Annotated in this window: 16 protein-coding genes and 1 pseudogene; 10 read left to right on the forward strand and 7 right to left on the reverse strand. The window is 62.2% G+C overall.

Annotated features, from left to right (window positions below; all coding sequences use genetic code 11):
* Positions 1–326 precede the first annotated feature (326 nt).
* The 3 genes from nirK to VJ673_RS05720 all read left to right on the forward strand — a co-directional run bounded on the left by nirK (position 327) and on the right by VJ673_RS05720 (position 3,142).
* The gene (gene nirK / locus VJ673_RS05710; RefSeq protein ID WP_324125085.1) at positions 327–1,766 is read left to right on the forward strand and encodes a copper-containing nitrite reductase; all 1,440 of its coding nucleotides are present in this window, start codon (positions 327–329) and stop codon (positions 1,764–1,766) included.
* Positions 1,767–1,856: 90 nt separating this feature from the next.
* Positions 1,857–2,558 (forward strand): formylglycine-generating enzyme family protein, encoded by a 702-nt coding sequence (locus VJ673_RS05715; RefSeq protein WP_324125087.1) that lies wholly within the window; start codon positions 1,857–1,859, stop codon positions 2,556–2,558.
* Entirely contained in the window at positions 2,555–3,142 is a 588-nt protein-coding gene (locus VJ673_RS05720) for an SCO family protein (protein ID WP_324125088.1), read from the forward strand. Before VJ673_RS05715 ends, VJ673_RS05720 begins: the two co-directional genes overlap by 4 nt.
* Here the strand turns inward: VJ673_RS05720 and VJ673_RS05725 are convergent, their stop codons facing one another.
* Positions 3,143–4,324: a trans-sulfuration enzyme family protein gene (locus VJ673_RS05725; protein ID WP_324125089.1), complete on the reverse strand. Its 1,182-nt coding sequence runs from the start codon at positions 4,322–4,324 to the stop codon at positions 3,143–3,145.
* A gap of 164 nt (positions 4,325–4,488) precedes the next feature.
* On the opposite strand from VJ673_RS05725, the gene VJ673_RS05730 reads away from it, so the two are divergent.
* Both VJ673_RS05730 and VJ673_RS05735 read left to right on the forward strand, forming a co-directional pair.
* Complete coding sequence (locus VJ673_RS05730) at positions 4,489–4,896, forward strand: MarR family winged helix-turn-helix transcriptional regulator (RefSeq protein WP_324125090.1); 408 nt, start codon at positions 4,489–4,491, stop codon at positions 4,894–4,896.
* 12 nt (positions 4,897–4,908) lie between these two features.
* On the forward strand, positions 4,909–6,099 hold the full coding sequence (locus VJ673_RS05735; RefSeq protein ID WP_324125091.1) for an MFS transporter: 1,191 nt from the start codon (positions 4,909–4,911) through the stop codon (positions 6,097–6,099).
* 30 nt (positions 6,100–6,129) lie between these two features.
* On the opposite strand, the gene VJ673_RS05740 is transcribed toward VJ673_RS05735, so the two are convergent.
* The gene (locus tag VJ673_RS05740; RefSeq protein WP_324125092.1) at positions 6,130–7,254 is read right to left on the reverse strand and encodes a sensor histidine kinase; all 1,125 of its coding nucleotides are present in this window, start codon (positions 7,252–7,254) and stop codon (positions 6,130–6,132) included.
* A 73-nt stretch (positions 7,255–7,327) separates the two neighbouring features.
* On the opposite strand from VJ673_RS05740, the gene VJ673_RS05745 reads away from it, so the two are divergent.
* Positions 7,328–7,666, forward strand: a complete 339-nt coding sequence (locus VJ673_RS05745; protein WP_324125093.1) for a response regulator — start codon at positions 7,328–7,330, stop codon at positions 7,664–7,666.
* An 11-nt stretch (positions 7,667–7,677) separates the two neighbouring features.
* Here VJ673_RS05745 and VJ673_RS05750 read toward each other — a convergent pair whose 3' ends face one another.
* Positions 7,678–9,612: an ABC-F family ATP-binding cassette domain-containing protein gene (locus tag VJ673_RS05750; protein ID WP_324125094.1), complete on the reverse strand. Its 1,935-nt coding sequence runs from the start codon at positions 9,610–9,612 to the stop codon at positions 7,678–7,680.
* Positions 9,613–9,848: 236 nt separating this feature from the next.
* Between VJ673_RS05750 and hflX the strand changes: the two genes are divergently transcribed.
* Positions 9,849–11,156, forward strand: coding sequence for a GTPase HflX (gene hflX / locus VJ673_RS05755; RefSeq protein ID WP_324125095.1), 1,308 nt, complete (start codon positions 9,849–9,851; stop codon positions 11,154–11,156).
* 108 nt (positions 11,157–11,264) lie between these two features.
* Positions 11,265–12,017 (forward strand): SDR family NAD(P)-dependent oxidoreductase, encoded by a 753-nt coding sequence (locus VJ673_RS05760; RefSeq protein WP_324125096.1) that lies wholly within the window; start codon positions 11,265–11,267, stop codon positions 12,015–12,017.
* A 32-nt stretch (positions 12,018–12,049) separates the two neighbouring features.
* Here VJ673_RS05760 and VJ673_RS05765 read toward each other — a convergent pair whose 3' ends face one another.
* The 3 genes from VJ673_RS05765 to VJ673_RS05775 form a co-directional block, all read right to left on the reverse strand.
* Positions 12,050–13,540, reverse strand: a complete 1,491-nt coding sequence (locus VJ673_RS05765; protein WP_324125097.1) for a leucyl aminopeptidase — start codon at positions 13,538–13,540, stop codon at positions 12,050–12,052.
* A 7-nt stretch (positions 13,541–13,547) separates the two neighbouring features.
* The gene (locus tag VJ673_RS05770; protein ID WP_324125098.1) at positions 13,548–15,020 is read right to left on the reverse strand and encodes a RimK family ATP-grasp domain-containing protein; all 1,473 of its coding nucleotides are present in this window, start codon (positions 15,018–15,020) and stop codon (positions 13,548–13,550) included.
* 105 nt (positions 15,021–15,125) lie between these two features.
* Positions 15,126–17,321 (reverse strand): OsmC domain/YcaO domain-containing protein, encoded by a 2,196-nt coding sequence (locus VJ673_RS05775; protein WP_324125099.1) that lies wholly within the window; start codon positions 17,319–17,321, stop codon positions 15,126–15,128.
* Here VJ673_RS05775 and VJ673_RS05780 point away from each other — a divergent pair.
* Both VJ673_RS05780 and VJ673_RS05785 read left to right on the forward strand, forming a co-directional pair.
* Positions 17,305–17,580: a hypothetical protein gene (locus tag VJ673_RS05780; protein WP_324125100.1), complete on the forward strand. Its 276-nt coding sequence runs from the start codon at positions 17,305–17,307 to the stop codon at positions 17,578–17,580. The two genes, VJ673_RS05775 and VJ673_RS05780, sit on opposite strands and share 17 nt — an antisense overlap.
* 147 nt (positions 17,581–17,727) lie before the next feature.
* Positions 17,728–17,856, forward strand: a pseudogene (locus VJ673_RS05785) (SDR family oxidoreductase); the annotation flags it as partial.
* 23 nt (positions 17,857–17,879) lie between these two features.
* Here VJ673_RS05785 and VJ673_RS05790 read toward each other — a convergent pair.
* Positions 17,880–19,034, reverse strand: a complete 1,155-nt coding sequence (locus tag VJ673_RS05790) for a cytochrome P450 (RefSeq protein ID WP_324125101.1) — start codon at positions 19,032–19,034, stop codon at positions 17,880–17,882.
* Positions 19,035–19,140 lie beyond the last annotated feature (106 nt).

The raw sequence follows: 19,140 nt of genomic DNA on the forward strand, positions 1-19,140 counted from the left end.
CGGGCGGCCTTTTTTGATTCCGCCAAGCGTGGTGCGCCGATGGAATTCGCCCGTGTAAGGGGAGGAAGGCATCCCTTCGTAACCCACTCGGGTTATTCCGACTATGCGAGCTGCGATAGGTCGCCGACTTGTATTGCTAAGAATATTTCTAGAAATATTCTTTTAAATCCGCCGACTTGCACGACTCGCTCCTCCGTTATCGCTCTATGCGAGCTGATACCACATCTCGAGTACGGCTATTTTTCCAAATTTGATTGAAATCATTTTCCATTTTGCCGAGGACGTCCAAATTCGCGCCCGTTCACAACGCAATAGAAAGGAAGACGATGAAGCTGCTCAGTTTGCTCGGTATGTCGCTGTTGTTGGCGGCGGGCCCCCAGGTCTATGCCGCGGAGGAAATTCAGGGACAGGAAGAGGCAATTCTCACCGATGCACCGCAGGTGCCGCCGCAGATCACGCGCAAGCATGCGACCAAGGTGATCGTGAATCTCGAGGTCAAAGAAACCAAGATGCGCCTTGCAGACGGCGTGGAATATGTGTTCTGGACCTACGGTGGGAAAGTCCCCGGGAAATTCATCCGGGTTCGCGAAGGCGATGAAGTCGAGTTTCACCTGAATAACCATCCGTCATCGAAAGTTCCCCATAACATCGACTTGCACGCCGTCACCGGCCAAGGCGGCGGCGCCGGTGCCTCGTTTACCGCGCCCGGCCACTCGTCGGTGTTCTCGTTCAAGGCTCTGAACCCGGGTCTCTTCGTTTATCACTGCGCGACGGCCCCCGTGGCCATGCATATTGCGAACGGCATGTACGGAATGATTTTGGTCGAGCCGAAGGAAGGCATGTCCAAGGTCGACAAGGAGCTCTACGTCATGCAGGGCGACTTCTATACCAAGGGCAGGAGCGGCGAACCCGGACTTCAGCCGTTCGATATGGAAAAGGCGGTCGACGAGCGTCCTTCGTACGTCGTCTTCAACGGCTCGGTAGGCGCCATCGCCGGCGACAACGCGCTGAAGGCCAAGGTCGGCGAAACCGTGCGCATGTTCTTCGGCGTCGGCGGCCCGAATCTCTCTTCCAACTTCCATATCATCGGCGAGATCTTCGACAAGGTTTACCCGGAAGGCGGAACCAAGTTCGTCAATGAAAACGTGCAAACGACCATCGTCCCCCCAGGCGGTGCGACCGTGGTGGAGTTCAAGGTCGATGTGCCGGCCACCTACGTCCTGGTCGACCACGCGCTGACCCGTGCCTTCAACAAGGGCGCGTTGGGCATGCTGAAAGTCGACGGCCCGGAGAACAAGGTGATCTATTCCGGCAAGCAGAACGATGCGGTCTATCAGCCCGAAGGCTCCGGTATTCAGGAGATGGACGGCAACGCGCCGCCGCTGGTGTTGGCCAAGAACACCAAGGACCGCATCAAGTTCGGCGAACGGATCTTCGGCAATAACTGCCTCGCCTGCCACCAGGCCACCGGTAGCGGTATCAAGGGCGCCTTCCCCCCGCTGGCGAATTCGGACTTCTTGAACGCGGACAAGAACCGCGCGATCGAGACCGTGGTTCACGGCCGCGAGGGTGCAATCGTCGTCAATGGCGAGAAGTTCAACGCCGTGATGCCGGCCCAGGTGCTGAGCGACGAGGACATCGCCAACGTCCTGACGTACGTGTATGACTCCTGGGGCAATTCCAAGAAAGTCATCACCCCGGCCGAAGTCAAAGCCGTTCGGGCAAACAAGCCGGCTGCTGGTCAGCCGTCGGGCGCCGAGCACTAAGCCATACCTCACCGCGAAAGCCGATCAGCGAGCGAAGGAAGTCAGTACATGAAAAAGGCATTGGTCTTCCTTCTGCTCGTGCAGGGCGGCGTGGCCATCGCGGATCAAGTCCGGATCGACGGCGGCGTATTTACGCCGCTGTACGGTTCGGCAAAGCAACCCGTTCGTGTCGATTCTTTCGTCATGGATGTCACACCGGTCACGAACGCCGAATTCCGCGGCTTCGTGGCACGCCACCCCGAGTGGCAAAGATCGTCGCTGAGTCCGCTCTTTGCGGAATCCGATTATCTGCGTCACTGGCAATCGGCGAGCGAGCCGGGCTCGCACGCACCGGCCGACAGCCCGGTGGTCAATGTCTCGTGGTTTGCCGCCAAGGCTTATTGCGCCTCTCAGGGCAAGCGATTGCCGACGGTGAATGAATGGGAGTACGTCGCCTCCCGCCCCATTCCGGGGGCCGACATCCGCCAGGTGATCCTGGACTGGTATTCGGAGCCGACGCCCGAGGTATTACCCGCGGTCACTTCCGGATTCAAGAACAGCACCGGCGTGATCAGCCTGCACGGACTGATCTGGGAATGGACGCAGGATTTCAATTCGGCCATGGTCACCGGTGAATCGAGAGCCGACGGTTCGCTCGACAAGACCTTGTTTTGCGGCGCCGGCACCGCCAACGCGGCCGACAAATCGGATTACGCGGCCTTCTTGCGCTTCGGTTTCCGAAGCAGCCTGAAGGCCAAATACACGATCAATAACCTGGGCTTTCGCTGCGTCCAGGAAGCGAGGAACAAATGATCAAGGCACTGATTCTGCTACTGCTGAACCTGTCGATCGGATTGGCCGGCGCTTTTGCTGCCGACCTGCCGAACGATTCGATCTATCAGGTGAAATCGAAGTGGGTCGATCAATCAGGAAAGACGGTTGAACTCTCGTCGCTCGCCGGCAAACCGGTGGCGATTTCGATGATCTACCTCTCCTGCAAGTTCTCCTGCCCGACCACCGTCTCGCACATGAAGGCGCTGCAGCGAATGCTGCCCGAGCACTTGAAGAACGACATTCAATTCGTGTTGGTCAGCTTCGACCCGACGCACGACACGCCGGCCGCGATGAAGAAATTTGCTGGAAAACATTCGCTCGAGTTTCCGCAATGGCGCTTTATCACGGCGAGAAACGAATCCGATCTGCGTGAACTGTCGTCCTTGATCGAATTCAAGTATCGAAAGATCGCCAACGGGGACTTCGAGCATTCCTTCGGGATCGCTGCGCTGGATGCCGAGGGCCGGATGATCGGCAGCACCATCGGGTCAAGCATGGAGGAGAAGGACCTGGTTCCCCTCTTTGAAAAATCGTTTCTGCGACCCATCGCGGCCGTCCAATAGTCAGGCGACCGCAACGCTCGCCGCGAGGGCCGCGCGCAGGTCGTCAATCAGGTCCTGCGGATGCTCGATTCCGACGCTGAGTCGGATCAAGCCCTCGCCGATCCCGCTTCGTGCCCTTGCCTCGGGTGAGATGAAACTGTGCGTGGTGCTCGCAGGATGGCAGGCGAGGCTATCGACATCCCCGAGCGACACCGCTTGGGTGAACAGCTTCAGGTTATCCAGCAGAGCCCCCGCCGCGCGGCGAGTTCCCCGCGCAAGCTCGAACGAAACGATACCTCCATATCCGCCCTCCATCTGCCGGCGCGCCTGCGCGTGCTGAGGATGGCTTGCGAGCCCCGGGTAGTGCGTCGCGGCGACCGCGGGGTGCGACGAAAGGAAGGCGGCGACCTCGGCCGCGCCTTCGCAGTGCGCCGCCATGCGAAGGGGGAGGGTTTTCATGCCGCGCAGGATCAGGAAGGCCTCGTGCGGAGCCAGATTGCCGCCGACGTGCCCGAGGCCGGTTGCGCGCACCGGGGCGATCAGCCGTGCTGCGCCGGCCAGCACGCCTCCGGTGCTGTCGCCGTGACCGCCCAGGTATTTCGTCATCGAATGCATCACGAGGTCGATACCATGTTCGAGCGGACGGGTCAGGCAGGGCGAGCAGAACGTGTTGTCGGCGACGGTCGTGATCCCGCGGGGCCGTGCGATCGCAGCAACGGCGTCCAGATCGTGCAGGTGCAGCGTCGGATTCGTCAGCGTCTCGACCCAGATCAGACGCGTGGCCGGCGAAAGGCTTGCTTCGAGCCCGCGCTCCGCGGCATCGACCACACGGATGCCGAAACGCGCGCCCAATGCGTTGAACAGGCTTTCCGTGCCACCGTATAGCGGCCCGAGGAACACGATCTCGTCGCCCGGAGCGAGCAACGCGAGCAAGGTCGAGGACACGGCGGCCGTGCCGCTGCAGAAGGCGACCGCGGCCTCCGCGCCTTCCAGGTCCGCCACCTTGTCTTCGAGCGCCTTGACCGTCGGATTGGCGAAGCGGCTGTAGCGATAGCCTTCCGCCTCGCCGGCAAAGATCGCGGCGCCATTGTCGAGGGTGCCGTACGCGAAGGCGGACGTCTGGGTGATCGGCGTCGCGATCGCGCCGCTGACCAGGTCGGGCTTTTGGCCGGCATGGACGGCTCGTGTGCGTAGATGGTTCATGGGAAGTGTCCCGACGGGGGAAGAGTCGGGGGATTGTGGCACTGATGATTCAACAGAGGGTGCCTGCGATGTATTTCCAACCGCGCGCACCGCGGTTGACAGCAGCTCCCCGCAGGTAGATAGTTGCTTTGGTTAACCATTAACAAAGGTAACCATACGATCCGATGCAAGGATTTTTCCGGTCTTATCTGTCCGTCTATCGGCCGCTGATCCAGGCGCTGAACGAGTTACTCCGTCCTTACGAGCTGTCCTATTCGCTGTGGCAAGTGATGCTCTATCTGCACGAGCATGCGCAAGCCTCGCTCGTGGAGATTTCCAATTACTACGGCATCGAAAAACCGGGCGTCACCCGCCGGGTGCAGCGCCTGGAGGAACTCGGGTATCTGATATGCGTACCGGGCAGCGACCGGCGGGAGAAGTCGCTTGCGCTGACCGCCCAAGGCGAGCGTATTTACGCGGAATGCCGTGCGCAGATCACTGCGCTGGAGACGCGCGTGACCGCGGGAATCGCGCCTGGTCCGCTGGAGCAGATAGTCGCCGTCTTCCCTCAGTTGCTCGCCAATCTCAAATAACATTTTCCCATCATGCAATCCTCACCGCTGTGGACCCGGAACTTCCTGATCGTTTCGGGCGTGAATTTCTTTTTGTGTCTCGTCTTCTATATGCTGATCGTGGTGGTCGGCGCCTACGCCATCGATGCGTACGGTTCGTCGTTGAGCGAGGCCGGACTCGTCGCCGGCATCTTCGTCATCGGCACTCTGTCGGGGCGACTGATCATTGGTCAGTTGATCGACGTCCTGGGTCGTAAGACGACGATGATCGTCGGCACGGCCGCGTTCGCGCTGACGGCCTGCCTGTATTTCCTGAGCCACTCGGTGTCGACGCTGATCGTCGTGCGCTTCCTGCATGGCCTCGCGTTGGGCGTGGCCAGCACCGCGGCTGGAACGGCGGTGGCACACATCATCCCGCCGGATCGCAAGGCGGAGGGCATCGGTCACTACAGCCTCAGCACGACCCTGGCGTCGGCCATCGGCCCCTTCCTGGGGCTTTGGCTGCTGGAGCACGCCAATTTCAACTGGATATTCGTGACCTGCCTGGTGATCGCGGTGCTCGGCCTGCTGGCGGCCCTCTGGCTGCAGGTACCGGAGATGGATCCCTCGCACAAGGAAATCCGCGGTCTTGAATTCTCGTTCGGCCGCTTGCTCGAAACCAAGGCTGTTCCGGTGGCCGCGGTCACCTTCCTGGGAGGCTTGTGCTATGCGAGCGTGCTCGCTTTCATCAACGTGTACGCGGGTGAGCTCAATCTCGTCACTGCTGCGAGCTTCTTCTTCATCGTGTATTCGGCGGTGGTGTTGTGCTCGCGTCCGCTGACGGGGCGGCTGATGGACCGGAAGGGGTCCAGCGTGGTGGTCTATCCGTGCTGCGTGCTACTCGCGGCGGGATTGGCCCTGTTGGCCAATGCGCACACCGGGACGTCGCTCCTGGTGGCCGCCGCATTGATCGGTCTCGGATTCGGTAATCTGCAGTCGGCGCTCTACGCGGTTGCCGTCAAAGTCGTGGCGCCGCATCGCATGGGTCTCGCGACATCGACTTTCTTCATCTTCATGGATGGCAGTCTGGGCTTCGGTCCCTACCTGCTCGGCGTGACGATTTCGCACATGGGCTATCGCAACCTGTACTGGAGCATGGCGGCGCTTGCCGTGCTATGCATGGGCGCGTTCTACCTGCTCCACGGGCGGCACGTAGCGCGCCTGCGAGCTGCTGCAGTCGCGTGAGGCTTGCCCTGACCTTCCGCCGAGACGGAATCAGTCTTGCGGCGTTCGCGGAATCAGCACGACGAAAGTTGTCCCGGCTGCTTCGGTCGACGTGACGCTCACCGCTCCGCCGTGCGCCACCGCTATCCGGCGGACAATGTAAAGCCCGAGGCCCAGACTTCCCGGCACCCGCGGTAGCTCGGACTCGGCACGCTGCAAGGGTTCGAAGATCTCTTCGAGGCGGGCCTGATCGATCTTGGGTCCCTCGTTATGCACCTCCATGCGCACGTGCTGCTCCTCGCCCAGCACGCTCACGGAGATCTCGCCCGATGGCGTCCCGTGCTGCACCGCGTTTCCGACGAGGTTGGAAATCAACTGGCCGATGCGCTTGCGGTCCACCACTGCGGCGGTGTCGCCCGATTCGGTGAACTTCAGAGCATAAGTGGGATGGGTGGCGGCGATCTCGGCGATGACCTCTCTGCATATCTGCGCCAGGTTGGCATGCTCGAGCGACAGCTGAATCAAGCCGTGGAGGCGGCTGCGAGAAAAATCCTGCAGCTCGGCGAGCATGCCTGCCATGCGGAACGCGGACCCGGCAATCCGTTTCGCTGCAGCGCGTTCGGCCTCGGGCAACAAACGGGACTGCGCCAGCATCTCGGACGACGACACGATCGAGTTCAGCGGGTTGCGCAAGTCGTGGCCGATCGACGCGGTGAACAGGTCCGACTCCCTTTCCAGCGTTGCAGCGAAGCGGACCACGGATTCGGCGAGAACCTGATCGATCGCTTCGTCGAAGCGCACGAGCTGATCCACACTCTCGCGGTCGATGCCGGCCGAGTCGAGCCACATGCGTGTGACGGCAGCGCGCAGCGCCCGATACTCCGAAACCATTTCCGAAAACGTGAAGTGGTCCACGGCACGCGCTTTGCCGTGGTCGTGTGCCGCGCTGTCGCCCCCATCGGCAAGTAGCGGCCCCAGGCCGACCGACTTCTGCAGCTGCTCGGCCCGCGATTGTGAGGTCTCGATGTCGGCTGCAATGAAGCGCAGCATTCGCTCCGCATCGTCGCGAAGGCCGCCCACTGTCATGAGTCGCCCCGGTTGCAACGAGCGCGCAAAATCCTCCCATTGCTTCAGGATGGGCTCAAGGTTATCCAGGATGAAGGTCGAAAGTCTCACGTTGCAAACCTCGTTTGGCGGGAACGTGCTTTGCTAGGTAGGAAGGATTCCAGCGACATCCTCAGGAGCGACAGTGCGTATTCTCGTGATCGACGACGACGTAGACGGAGCGGACGCTCTGGCGGCCCTGCTGACGCAATCCGGCCATGACGTCGAGGTCGCTTATGAGGGGGCTCAAGCGCTCGGTCTGTCCTTTGCGGCAGAAGCGGCCATCGTGGACCTGACGATGCCGACAATGGACGGCTTCGAGGTCGCGCGAAGGTTGCGGCAAGTCTATGGAGCGAGTTTACGCTTGATCGCTTTCTCCGGACACGACGACGATGTAACCAAGCAGCGCGTCGCGACGGATTTCGACGGTTACCTGCGAAAGCCGGCAAGCCTTGTCGATATTTCCAAGGCCTTGCAACATTGAGACTCGCGCCTTCAGACTTGGCTTGCCGCTTCGATCTCCTCGGAAAGCTGCAGCCAGTTGTCCTCGTGCGCATTCAGGCTCTCGTCGATCTGCTGCAGCGCTTTTCCCAGTTCGGCAAGTTCCTGCACCGAGGGGGAGTTGGCCAGCCGGGCTTCGGTGGCGTGCTTGCGCGCCTGGACTTCCAGGATCGTCTGCTCGAGCTTCCCCAGGTCGCGCTTGAGGTTCTTGAGCTTCTCCGGGCTGATCCGGTTGGCCGCAGCCGGGGCCGGGGCGGGCTCATGCTTCGGACTCTTGAGCGAGGCCTTGAGCTCTTCGCGGGCGCGGCGGGCTTCGTCGAGCAGGTATTGCTGGTAATCGTCCAGATCGCCGTCGAAGGGTTCGACGCCGCCACGCGCCACCAGCCAGAACTCGTCGCACACCGAGCGCAGCAAGGCGCGATCGTGTGAGACCAGCATCACGGTGCCCTCGAATTCGTTGAGGGCCATGGCCAGGGCTTCGCGGGTGGCGAGGTCAAGGTGGTTGGTCGGTTCGTCCAGCAACAGCAGGTTGGGGCGCTGCCACACGAGCATGCACAGCACGAGGCGGGCCTTTTCGCCGCCGCTCATGGTGCCCACGGGCTGCTGCACCATGTCTCCGCTGAAGTTGAAGGTGCCGAGAAAGGTCCGCAGATCCTGCTCACGGCCGCTCTGGCCGGCAGGCAGGCCTTCGCGCGCCATGCGCACCATGTGTTCGAGCGGATTGTCCTGTGGGCGGAGCACGTCCAGCTCCTGCTGGGCGAAATAGCCGATGCGCAGCCCCTTGCCCTCGGTGACCACGCCGCTGATGGGGGTGAGGTCGCGGGCGATGGTCTTCACCAGTGTCGATTTGCCGCGACCGTTGGCGCCCAGGATGCCGATGCGCTCGCCCGCCATCACCGACTTGTTCACGCCGCGCACGATCACCGTCGGCGGCGTGCCGGCCGGGGCACCTTCCGCGGGCGGATAGCCGAAGCAGGCGTCTTCCATCGCCAGCATCGGGTTGGGCAGGTTCAGCGGTTCCTTGAACTCGAAGGTGAAGTCGGCGCTCGCGAGCACCGGCGCGAGCTTGTCCATGCGGTCCAGCGCCTTGACCCGGCTCTGGGCCTGCTTGGCCTTGCTGGCCTTGGCCTTGAAGCGGGCGATGAACTTCTGCAGGTGCGCGATCTTGTCCTGCTGCTTGGCGTAGGCGTTCTGCTGCAACTCCAGCTGCAGCGCGCGCGTGTCCTCGAAGGTGGAGTAGTTGCCGCCGTAGCGCGTCAGCTTGTGGTTGTCGATATGCACGGTGACGTCGGTGATGGCGTCGAGGAATTCACGGTCGTGGCTGATGACGACCAGGGTGCCGGTGTAGCGCTTGAGCCAGGCTTCGAGCCAGACCAGCGCGTCGAGGTCGAGGTGGTTGGTCGGTTCGTCGAGGAGCAGCAGGTCGGACGGGCACATTAGCGCGCGGGCGAGTTGCAGGCGCATGCGCCAGCCGCCGGAGAAACTGTTCACCGGATTGCATAGTTCGGTGGTCTTGAAGCCGAGCCCGAGGATCAGCGCTTGGGAACGTGCCTGCGCGTCGTGGGCCCCCGCGTCGTGCAGCGCCATGTAGGCGTAGGCCATGCGCTCGCCGTCGTCGCTCGCTTCGGCCGCCGCGACTTCCTGCTGGGCCGCGAGCAGCGCCGTGTCACCCTCGATCACGAAGTCGGTCGCGGATTGGCTCGTTTCCGGCATGTCCTGTGCGACCTGCGCCATGCGCCAGGCCGCCGGCATGTGAAAGTCGCCCGCGTCTTCATGGAGCGTGCCGTTCAGTAGGCCGAACAGCGAGGACTTGCCGGCGCCATTGCGCCCCACTAGGCCGACCTTCTCGCCGGGGTTGAGCGTGACGGAGGTGCTGTCGAGCAGCACCTTGGCGCCGCGGCGAAGGGTGACGTCCTTGAGGGTGATCATGGGAATAAGGCTCCGGTGTGGGATTCCAGTGGCGGGCGGATAGGGAAAGGAACGCGCGCGCGGAACCGCACTGCGAAGTTCGACCGAATCGGGAAGGACGCAAGGATACGTCCTTTGGGGGCGTCGTTGGCACGGAATTGCCCGAGTCGATACAGGAGGTCAACGCGGGGAGTTCAGCGCGCCCGCGGGCGCACGTGTACTATCCGGTCTTGCTCACTGAAGGACGCAATCTCCGAATGCAAAGGGAAGTTCAGGAAAAACCCCGATACGCCGTCGTGGCGGCCGTACAACTGCCTAACGTCAGCGACGTCGAGTTCGAGGCATCGCTGACCGAGCTGCGCGAACTCGCCAAGACATTGGGGATCACCGTCGTCCACACCTTCATCCAGAAGCGTTCCGGCTTCGACACGAACGGCTACCTGGGCGTCGGCAAGCGGCAGGAGATCCATGAGTACGTGAACGCCGCCAGCGCGCACGAGATCGACGCGATCCTGGTCGATCACGAGATTTCGCCGTCGCAGGCGCGCAACCTCGAAGTCGAGGTGGGCTGCGAGGTGATGGACCGCACGATGGTCATCCTCGAAATCTTCCATCGCAATGCACGCTCGCGCGCCGCACGCGCGCAGGTCGAGATCGCGCGCCTCGGTTACATGGCGCCGCGCTTGCGCGAGGCCGCGAAGCTCGCCGGGCCGCAAGGCCGCCAGCGTAGCGGCACGGGCGGCCGTGGGGCGGGCGAATCGCACACCGAACTGGATCGGCGCAAAGTGCGCGACCGCATCGCCGAGCTGCAAGAGGAAATCGACGCGATGGAGGTCGAGCGCAAGACGCAGCGTGCGCGACGGCAAGGGCGCCAGAGCCTCGCCGGAGTTGCGCTCGTCGGTTACACGAACGCCGGCAAGTCGACCTTGATGCGGGCGCTCACCGGCAGCGAAGTGCTCGTCGCCAACAAGCTTTTCGCGACGCTCGACACGACGGTGCGGGTCCTTTACCCGGAGAGCGTGCCGCGGGTGCTCGTCAGCGACACCGTCGGCTTCATCAAGAACCTGCCGCACGGACTCGTCGCGTCGTTCAAGTCAACGCTCGACGAAGCGTTGGATGCGGAGCTGCTGCTCCATGTCATCGATGCCAGCGATCCGGGATTCCAGCGCCAGTTGGAGGTCACGGACCACGTGCTCGAAGAGATCGGCGCCGACGTGCTGCCGCGCCTGCGCGTCTTCAACAAGATCGACCATGTCGGCGATGCCGACGCGCAAGCTGAATGCGAAGCGGCCTTGCGGGCGCAGTACCCGGACTGTGTGGTGATGAGCGCGCGTCGCCCAGACGACGTCGCGAAGCTGCGCCAGAAGATCGTCACCTTCTTCCAGCGGGATCTGGTCGCCGCCGAACTCTTCCTTCCGTGGTCGGCGCAGCAATGGCGCAAGGACATCTACGCGAACTGCGAGGTGCTGGAGGAGCGGGCGGAGGACGAGGGCGCGTTCTTCCATGTCCGCGGCGAGCGTGACACTCTGGAGAACCTGCGCGAGCAGTTCGAGCAGGTGCGATGAACTGATCGTAACGGCGCCCTTCTTCTTGATGCCCATCAATGAGAATGATGTGCATCGCCACCATTCTTGTTCGCATTCCCGAGCCTCGGGACGATCTTGGAGCAAAGCATGGTGAGGAAGCTGGAAGGGAAGGTTGCCGTCGTTACGGGCGCCAGTAGCGGAATCGGCAAATCGATTGTCGAGAAATACGCAGCGGAAGGTGCCAAGGTTGTCGCTTTCGCACGGAATCTTGCTGCCTTGCAGGAGCTGGAGGCGGCTTATCCCGGGCAGGTAAAGGCCGTCGCCGGGGATGTGACCCGATCCGAAGACCTGAAGCGCCTCGTGGATGAAGCGGTCCAGGCATTCGGCGCCGTCGATATCGTCGTCCCGAATGCAGGCATTGCGCGGGTCGTGTCCTTCGAGGCCAGCACCGCCGAGGCCTTCGATACGCAGTTTTCGGTCAACTTCTTTGCTGCGGCGGAAACGGCTCGCCTGTTCATCCCCCATGTTCGCAAAGGGGGATCGATTCAATTCATCACCACCTTCCTTACCCAAGTCGGTTTTCCTGGCCTGGCCATTTACAGTGCAAGCAAGGCAGCGCTGAAATCCCTGTCTCAGACCTTGGCCGCGGAACTCGCTCCGCAAGGCATCCGCGTCAATTCGATCGCGCCGGGCCCCATCGGGACACCTCTCTGGGGAACGGTGGGACTGCCGCCCGAAGTACTGGGCACGGTTGCTGAAAAAATTACCGCCCGACTTCTGCCTGGCGCTTTCGGACAACCGGAAGACATTGCAGAGACTTCCGTTTTTCTCGCCTCCGATGCGGCCAGGAATATTTACGGACAGGAAATTGTGGTCGATGGGGGCTATACCGTCGGTTAGCGCGAGCCAGTCGAGCCTCGCCGTGCGGGCACTCACCCGGCCGCACGGCCGGTGAGGAAATGCGCAAGAAGCGCCACCGGCCTGCCCGTGGCGCCCCTGTCCTCGCCGCTCGTCGACGCCGTTCCGGCGATATCGAGGTGCACCCACGGATAGCGCTTGGTGAAGCGCGAAAGGAAGCACGCGGCGGCGATCGCGCAGTCGCCGCGCGGGCCGACATTCGCGAAATCCGCGATGTTCGACTTGAACGTCTCCTGATACTCGTGCCACAGCGGCATGTGCCAGGCGCGATCCCAGGCGCGGTCGCCGGCCTCGAGCACCTCGCCCACCAGCGCGTCGCTGGGGGAGAACACGCCGCTCGCGATCTCGCCCAGCGCGGCTACGATCGCGCCTGTGAGCGTCGCGACGTCGATGAGCACCGCGGGCTTGTACCTCTCGGCGTAGGTGAGCGCATCGGCGAGAACGAGGCGGCCTTCGGAGTCGGTGTCGAGGATTTCCACGGTCTGGCCGGACATCGTCGTGACGACGTCGCCCGGCTTCATGGCGTTGCCGTCGGGCATGTTCTCCGCGGCCGGGACGATGCCGACCACATTGAGCGGCAGCTTCATGAGCGCGGCCGCCCGCAGCGCCCCGAAGACGCTCGCCGCGCCGCACATGTCGAATTTCATCTCCTCCATGTCCGACGGCGATTTGACGTTGACGCCGCCCGTGTCGAACGTGATGCCCTTGCCGACGAGGACGATCGGCTGCGCATCGCTGCCGGCGCCGCGGTACTCCATGATGATGAGCTTCGGCGACTGGGGGCTGCCGCCCGCGACCGCGAGAAATGCGTTCATGCCGAGCTTCGCGATGTCCTCCCGGTCGAGGATCTTCACCTCGAAGCCATGGAGGCTGCCGAGTGCTCGCGCCTGATCGGCCAGATACGTCGGAGTGCAGACGTTGCCGGGCAGGTTGCCGAGATCCTTGGCGAGCGTGATGCCCTCGGCGATTGCCACCGCCCGATCGATCGTCGCCTCGGCCAACGGCGCCTCCGAGCGATCCGCGACGCGGAGGCTGATCTTCCTGAGAGCGCGCTTCTGTTTCGGCGGCTCACTCTTCAGCGTGTCGAAGCGATACATGCCGTCCGTGACAGCAAGCACCGCCTGCTCGATCTTCCATGCGCCGTCGCGGCCACCCACCGGAAGCTCGTTGAGGCAGAGCGTCGCGTCCGTGGCGCCCGTCGTGGAGAGCGCCCGCGTCGCCGCGCCGAGCGCCGTGTGATAACAGCTCTCGATGAATTCCCCCTCGGGGCCCAATCCGACGAGCAGCACGCGTTCGGCGCCCACGTCGGGAATCCGGGTGAGGAGTAGCGTCGTGCCGAGCTCGCCGTCGAGGTCGCCGCGGCGCAACGCGTCATTGACGACGCGCCCCGATACGATGTCGAGCTCCATCGCGGAGGGCGAAAGCGTGCCGCCCTCGTACACGCCGACCACGATGCAGCCCGTGCGCTGCTTGTCGACGTTCTCGCTGTTTACGACAAATTCCATGATTCGCTCACGCCCCTGTGCGTTGCGCACCGCCGCCCGAAGTCTCCGCGATGCGGCGCGCGAACACGCCGAGCACTTCGCGGTAGAGCGCTTCGCCCAGCACCTGGTCTTCGTTGCCGGCGTCGATGTTCGGGTTGATATTGACCTCGATGAGATAGACGCGATCCCCGACCTGCTTGAGGTCGGCGCCATACAGGCCGCGGCCGATCAGGTTGGCGGCGCGTACCGCGGTGTTGATCACCTGCTCGGGGACCTCGCCGATGGTCATCGCCTGGGTCTTGCCCTCGACCATCTCCTGCTCGCCCTCGTCCATCCGGATGATCTTCCAGTGGCCGGGCGCCATGAAGTACTTGGCGACGAAGAGGGGACGTCGGTCGTACACGCCGACGCGCCAGTCGAAGTCGCTGGGCAGCCATTCCTGCGCGATGATGAGTTCCGATTTGTTGAAGAAGCGTTCCGCTTCTTTGCGCAGACTGTCTTCGGATTCGATCTTCACCACGTCGAGTCCGAAGCCGCTGTCCGGCAGCTTGAGCACGCAGGGTAGCCCCAGGGTCGGAACAATTTCGTCCACGTTGCCGCGGTGCACGATCACCGTGCGCGGCGTCGCGATGCGATGCCGGTTCAGCAACTCCTGCATGAACACCTTGTTCCCGCACTTGAGGATGGACTCCGGATCGTCCACGACCGGCATCCCCAGTGAGTCCGCCTTGCGCACGAACTCGTAGATGATGCCCTCGGGGCTCGCGCGGTTGAAGAGGGCGTCGAACTCGGGGAGGCGCTCCAGTGCGTCGGGGCCGATGAGCTCCGCTTCCAGTCCGACGAGCGGCGCAGCCTTCACGAAGCGCTGCAGCGCCTCCTCGTTGGAGGGCTTGTGCGGCTCGTTCGGGTCCCAAAGGATGGCCAGTCGCGGCTGGCCCTTGTTGGCGCCTTGCCGCTTGGCCGCCGATCTTTCGGCCATGAAGGATCTCACCGCATCGACGAGAAAGGCGCGGCTTTGCAGCGGAATGTCGGCAAGGCCCAGGGCCTGCAGGCCGTCCAGGCGCCAGCTTCCCTCCGCGCGGACAAACAGCGCCCGCAGCAGCGGCGCGCGCACCCTCGCGAACAGTTGCTCGGCGATCGCCTGGTGAGTGGCGTGCATTCCGAAGTAGACGTCGAGCTGGAAGCGCTCACTCTCGTCGTGATGCAGCGTTTCCTGCACGAGCGGTTGAAGCTCGGCTTCGAGCGTGCACACGAAGGCCTCGGACCGCAGGTCCTCGACAGTCTTGACGTCGGGGATGGGATGCTGGCCGCGAGCCTCGGCGAGCAGCGACACGTAGTAGCCGCGTCCCTGGTAGCGGCCGGTGCGACACAGGTTGAGCACCTGCACGGCGCCTTCGTTACCGCTCTCCGGTTCCGCCAGATATCGGCGCGCCGTCAGAACGGTAGCGTCCGGAATCTCGAACCACTTCTGGTTCTGATCAATGACGACGACCGCCTTCATTCGCGGACCCTCCGGGCATGGATGACGTTTAGTGGAATCCGTCAGGCCTTTGGTTCCACGGAAAAGACGTCGGCGACTCCATGCCGACCCAGTGCTCTGACTGGATCAAGCCGCCATTTTGGCCCGCGCCATGTGCAATTTCTTGTAGCTATCGATCAGGCGCTGGTGCCGATCGAGCCCTTCCAGTTTCTTGTTCGTTGGCGTTAAACCGAAGAAGCGCACGCTGCCGTCCACCGACCCCAACACCGCATCCATGCGCGGGTTGCCAAACATCCGGCGGAAATTGACCACGTAATCGTCCAGTTCCAGGTCGTCGTCGAGCAGTACCTCCAGCACCACATTCAAGGCCTGATAGAACAATCCGCGCTCGACCGTGTTTTCGTTGTACTGGAGGTAAGCCTCCACCAGCTCTTTCATCGCTTCAAACTGCCGCAAAGCGAGCTGAATCAGCAGCTTCAACTCCAGAATCGTCAGCTGACCCCAGGCCGTATTTTCGTCAAACTCGATGCCGATCAAAGTGATGATGTCGGTGTAATCATCCAGCTCACTGTCTTCCAGACGTTCCAGCAGTGCTTCCAGGCCGGCATCGTCGAGGCCATGCAAGTTCAGGATATCGTCGCGAAACTGCAGCGCCTTGTTGGTGTTATCCCAGATCAAATCCTCGACCGGATAAATTTCCGAATAACCCGGCACCAAAATGCGGCAGGCCGTGGCGCCGAGCTGGTCATACACCGCCATGTACACTTCTTTGCCCATCTCTTCGAGAATGCCGAACAAGGTTGCGGCTTCGTCGGTATTGGAGTTTTCTCCCCGGCCGGAAAAATCCCACTCGACAAAGCCGTAATCCGCTTTGGCGCTGAAAAAGCGCCACGACACCACGCCGCTGGAATCGATGAAGTGTTCAACGAAGTTATTCGGTTCGGTGACGGCGTTGCTTTCAAAGGTAGGCCGAGGTAAATCGTTCAGGCCTTCAAAACTGCGCCCCTGCAGCAACTCGGTCAGGCTGCGTTCCAGCGCCACCTCCAGACTGGGATGTGCCCCGAAGGAGGCAAACACACCGCCGGTGCGCGGGTTCATCAAGGTGACGCACATCACCGGGAACTCCCCGCCCAGCGACGCATCCTTCACCAGCACCGGAAAGCCCTGTTTTTCCAGCTCCTCAATGCCGGCCAGAATACCGGGGTATTTCGCCAGCACCTCTTGCGGCACATCGGGCAGCGCGATTTCACCTTCCAGAATTTCGCGTTTGACCGCCCGTTCGAAAATTTCCGACAGGCATTGCACCTGCGCCTCAGCCAGCGTATTGCCGGCACTCATGCCGTTGCTGAGAAACAGGTTGTCGATCAGGTTGGACGGGAAATACACCACCTCGCCGTCCGACTGGCGTACATACGGCAGGGAACAGATGCCGCGCTGCACATTACCGGAGTTGGTGTCGTACAAATGCGAGGCACGCAACTCGCCATCGGGGTTGTAAATCTTCAGGCAGTACTCGTCGAGAATTTCAGCCGGCAGCGAATCCTTGCGGCCAGGTCTAAACCAGCGCTCATTCGGGTAATGCACGAACGCCGCGTTGGCTATGTCTTCCCCCCAAAATTGGTCGTTGTAGAAATGATTGCAATTCATCCGCTCGATAAATTCGCCCAACGCTGATGCCAAGGCGCTTTCCTTGGTCGCTCCCTTGCCGTTGGTAAAACACATCGACGAGTGCGCATCGCGGATATGCAGTGACCACACATTGGGAACCAGATTGCGCCACGAAGCGATTTCGATCTTGATGCCCAAACCCGCCAAAACCCCCGACATATTGGCGATGGTCTGCTCCAGCGGCAGATCCTTTCCGACGATATAAGTGCTTGTTTCAGAATCCGGATTCAGCGTCAGCAAGGACTGGGCGTCGGCATCCAGATTTTCGACCTCCTCGATGACGAACTCGGGCCCGGTTTGCACCACCTTCTTCACCGTACAACGGTCGATGGAGCGCAAAATGCCTTCCCGGTCTTTGGCCGAGATATCCTCCGGCAATTCGACCTGAATTTTGAAAATCTGCTTGTAGCGGTTTTCCGGATCGACAATGTTGTTCTGCGACAGCCGGATGTTTTCGGTCGGAATATTGCGCGTGTCGCAGTACAACTTCACAAAGTAAGCCGCACACAAAGCCGATGAAGCCAGAAAGTAATCAAACGGACCCGGGGCCGAGCCGTCGCCCTTGTAGCGGATAGGCTGGTCGGCGATTACGGTGAAGTCATCGAACTTGGCTTCAAGGCGAAGCTTGTCGAGAAAATTGACCTTGATTTCCATGGGGGAATCCAATAAGGCGTTCAAAACGAATTGGCCGCTATTATCGCCGTTTTCGGGTCGAAAAGACGTGCTCCCCGGCAGTTCGAGTGTCGACTTGGCTTGCCGCTTCGATCTCCTCGGAAAGCTGCAGCCAGCCGTCCTCGTGGGCGTTCAAGGTTTCTTCGAGCTGCTGCAGTTCCCTTACCAGGTCGGCGAGTTGCCGCACCGATGGCGAGCCGGTAAGCCGGGCTTCGGTGGCATGCTTGATGTGAATCGGTGAGAATTGTTTTTCATCGCCACGATTCTTGTTCGTATTCCCGGGCCCCGGGACGACCTTTGGAGCGCAGGGATTGCGCGAGTCCCACGTCGGCTTCCCGGCTTACCTCTTTGGGGAACGGTCGGGCTGCCGCCCGAAATACTCGGGACGGTGGCTGAAAAGATCACTGCTCGACTCCTGCCGGGGGCTTTCGGGCAACCGGAAGACATTGCCGAGACTTCCGTTTTTCTCGCCTCCGACGCGGCCAAGAATATCTACGGACAAGAAATTGTGGTTGATGGCGGTTATACCGTCGGGTGGCGCTACGCCAACACGACCGGCACCTTGGCCCACCCGCCCACTGGAGACACGGCCCGCTCGGCAGGCTGCTGTTGCTCCAGTGCAATCGACGACGTTGCGGCGAGGAGTTCTTTTAACGCGATGCGCATTTCCAGCGTCGCGAGCCAGCGCCCGGGGCAGGCGTGCCTTCCGATGCCGTAGACCAGGTTTCGATCGGCGTTGCGCTGGGGATCCATGGCGTCCGGGTCGCCGAAGGCCGCCTCGTCCCGGTTTGCCGACGTCCAGTTCAGCTTCACGCGTGCCCCTTGCGGCAATTCCACCCCCCCGATCGTGACGGGGCACGTCGTCACGCGGCGATTGGACAAGAACGGATCGTCGATCCGAAGGATCTCGTTGATGATGGCATCGATCTCGGCGTCAGATACGCCGGCGCGCAGACGATCCTGGACAGCGGGGTGCGTCGCCAGGTGATGAACCAATACGCCGACACACTGCGCGATGGAGCCTAGGTCCCCACCCGTCCAATTCCGCAGAACCGACACGATCTCCGCGTCGGTCAGGGGCCGGCCGTTCACTTTGGTCCTCATGAGCTGGGTGGTGACATCGTGAGTCTCGTCGTCGTCGCGTGCGGCGCCGCGGCGCGGTTCGAGGACAGACCGGATGAGCTCGTCGAATGACTCCGCCACCTGCCGCATCCAGGACCGGTCTCCCGAGCGTGTCGCGGCATGATTCTCGGCAACCCAGGCCACGAGGCGATCTTCGAGATCAGCCGGCCAGCCCAGCCACGCGCTTTGCGCTCGAACGGCAAACCGGACGCCCACTTGGGACACCGCGTCGACGGCAACGTCCCTGGGCAGCGACGCGACCAGGTCGGCCGCCACCTGACGAAATCTGTCATGGAAGGCGGCGAGCGCCTCCGGGGTGAGGAAGCGGTCCAGGGGCTCCCGGTATGCCGTATGCTCGGTCGAATCCAGGCCGTTCGGGATATGGAGATGGCTCGACACCGCGCTGGAGAAGAGATCATCCCTCAGCGCGGCCAGCACGACCAGTTCGTGCCTCAGCAGCACCCACTCCCCATCGACGTTGCGCACCACGCCGTGCCGAGGACGCAGGTCGTCGGTGTAGGCCCTCATGTCCCTACCGGCGGCAGACAGGTCGTCAGGCATGTGATCGGTCATTCTTACCCCCTCTTTGCGTCCCAGGCAGACGGCGGTCGATACCCGGGTCATTCGTCAAGTAGCACCTGCGCGGCGGCCCCCCGTTGTTGGCAGTGGCGGTACTGGA

It is taken from the genome of Aromatoleum sp., assembly GCF_035254505.1.
In the GTDB taxonomy this organism is placed as follows: Bacteria; Pseudomonadota; Gammaproteobacteria; order Burkholderiales; family Rhodocyclaceae; genus Aromatoleum.

Coding starts and splice junctions, on each gene's coding strand:
- nirK (WP_324125085.1), top strand. CDS start 327: ATGAAGCTGCTCAGTTTGCTCGGTATGTCGCTGTTGTTGGCGGCGGGC.
- VJ673_RS05720 (WP_324125088.1), top strand. CDS start 2,555: ATGATCAAGGCACTGATTCTGCTACTGCTGAACCTGTCGATCGGATTG.
- VJ673_RS05725 (WP_324125089.1), bottom strand. CDS start 4,324: ATGAACCATCTACGCACACGAGCCGTCCATGCCGGCCAAAAGCCCGAC.
- VJ673_RS05730 (WP_324125090.1), top strand. CDS start 4,489: ATGCAAGGATTTTTCCGGTCTTATCTGTCCGTCTATCGGCCGCTGATC.
- VJ673_RS05735 (WP_324125091.1), top strand. CDS start 4,909: ATGCAATCCTCACCGCTGTGGACCCGGAACTTCCTGATCGTTTCGGGC.
- VJ673_RS05750 (WP_324125094.1), bottom strand. CDS start 9,612: ATGATCACCCTCAAGGACGTCACCCTTCGCCGCGGCGCCAAGGTGCTG.
- hflX (WP_324125095.1), top strand. CDS start 9,849: ATGCAAAGGGAAGTTCAGGAAAAACCCCGATACGCCGTCGTGGCGGCC.
- VJ673_RS05760 (WP_324125096.1), top strand. CDS start 11,265: ATGGTGAGGAAGCTGGAAGGGAAGGTTGCCGTCGTTACGGGCGCCAGT.
- VJ673_RS05765 (WP_324125097.1), bottom strand. CDS start 13,540: ATGGAATTTGTCGTAAACAGCGAGAACGTCGACAAGCAGCGCACGGGC.
- VJ673_RS05770 (WP_324125098.1), bottom strand. CDS start 15,020: ATGAAGGCGGTCGTCGTCATTGATCAGAACCAGAAGTGGTTCGAGATT.
- VJ673_RS05775 (WP_324125099.1), bottom strand. CDS start 17,321: ATGGAAATCAAGGTCAATTTTCTCGACAAGCTTCGCCTTGAAGCCAAG.
- VJ673_RS05790 (WP_324125101.1), bottom strand. CDS start 19,034: ATGACCGATCACATGCCTGACGACCTGTCTGCCGCCGGTAGGGACATG.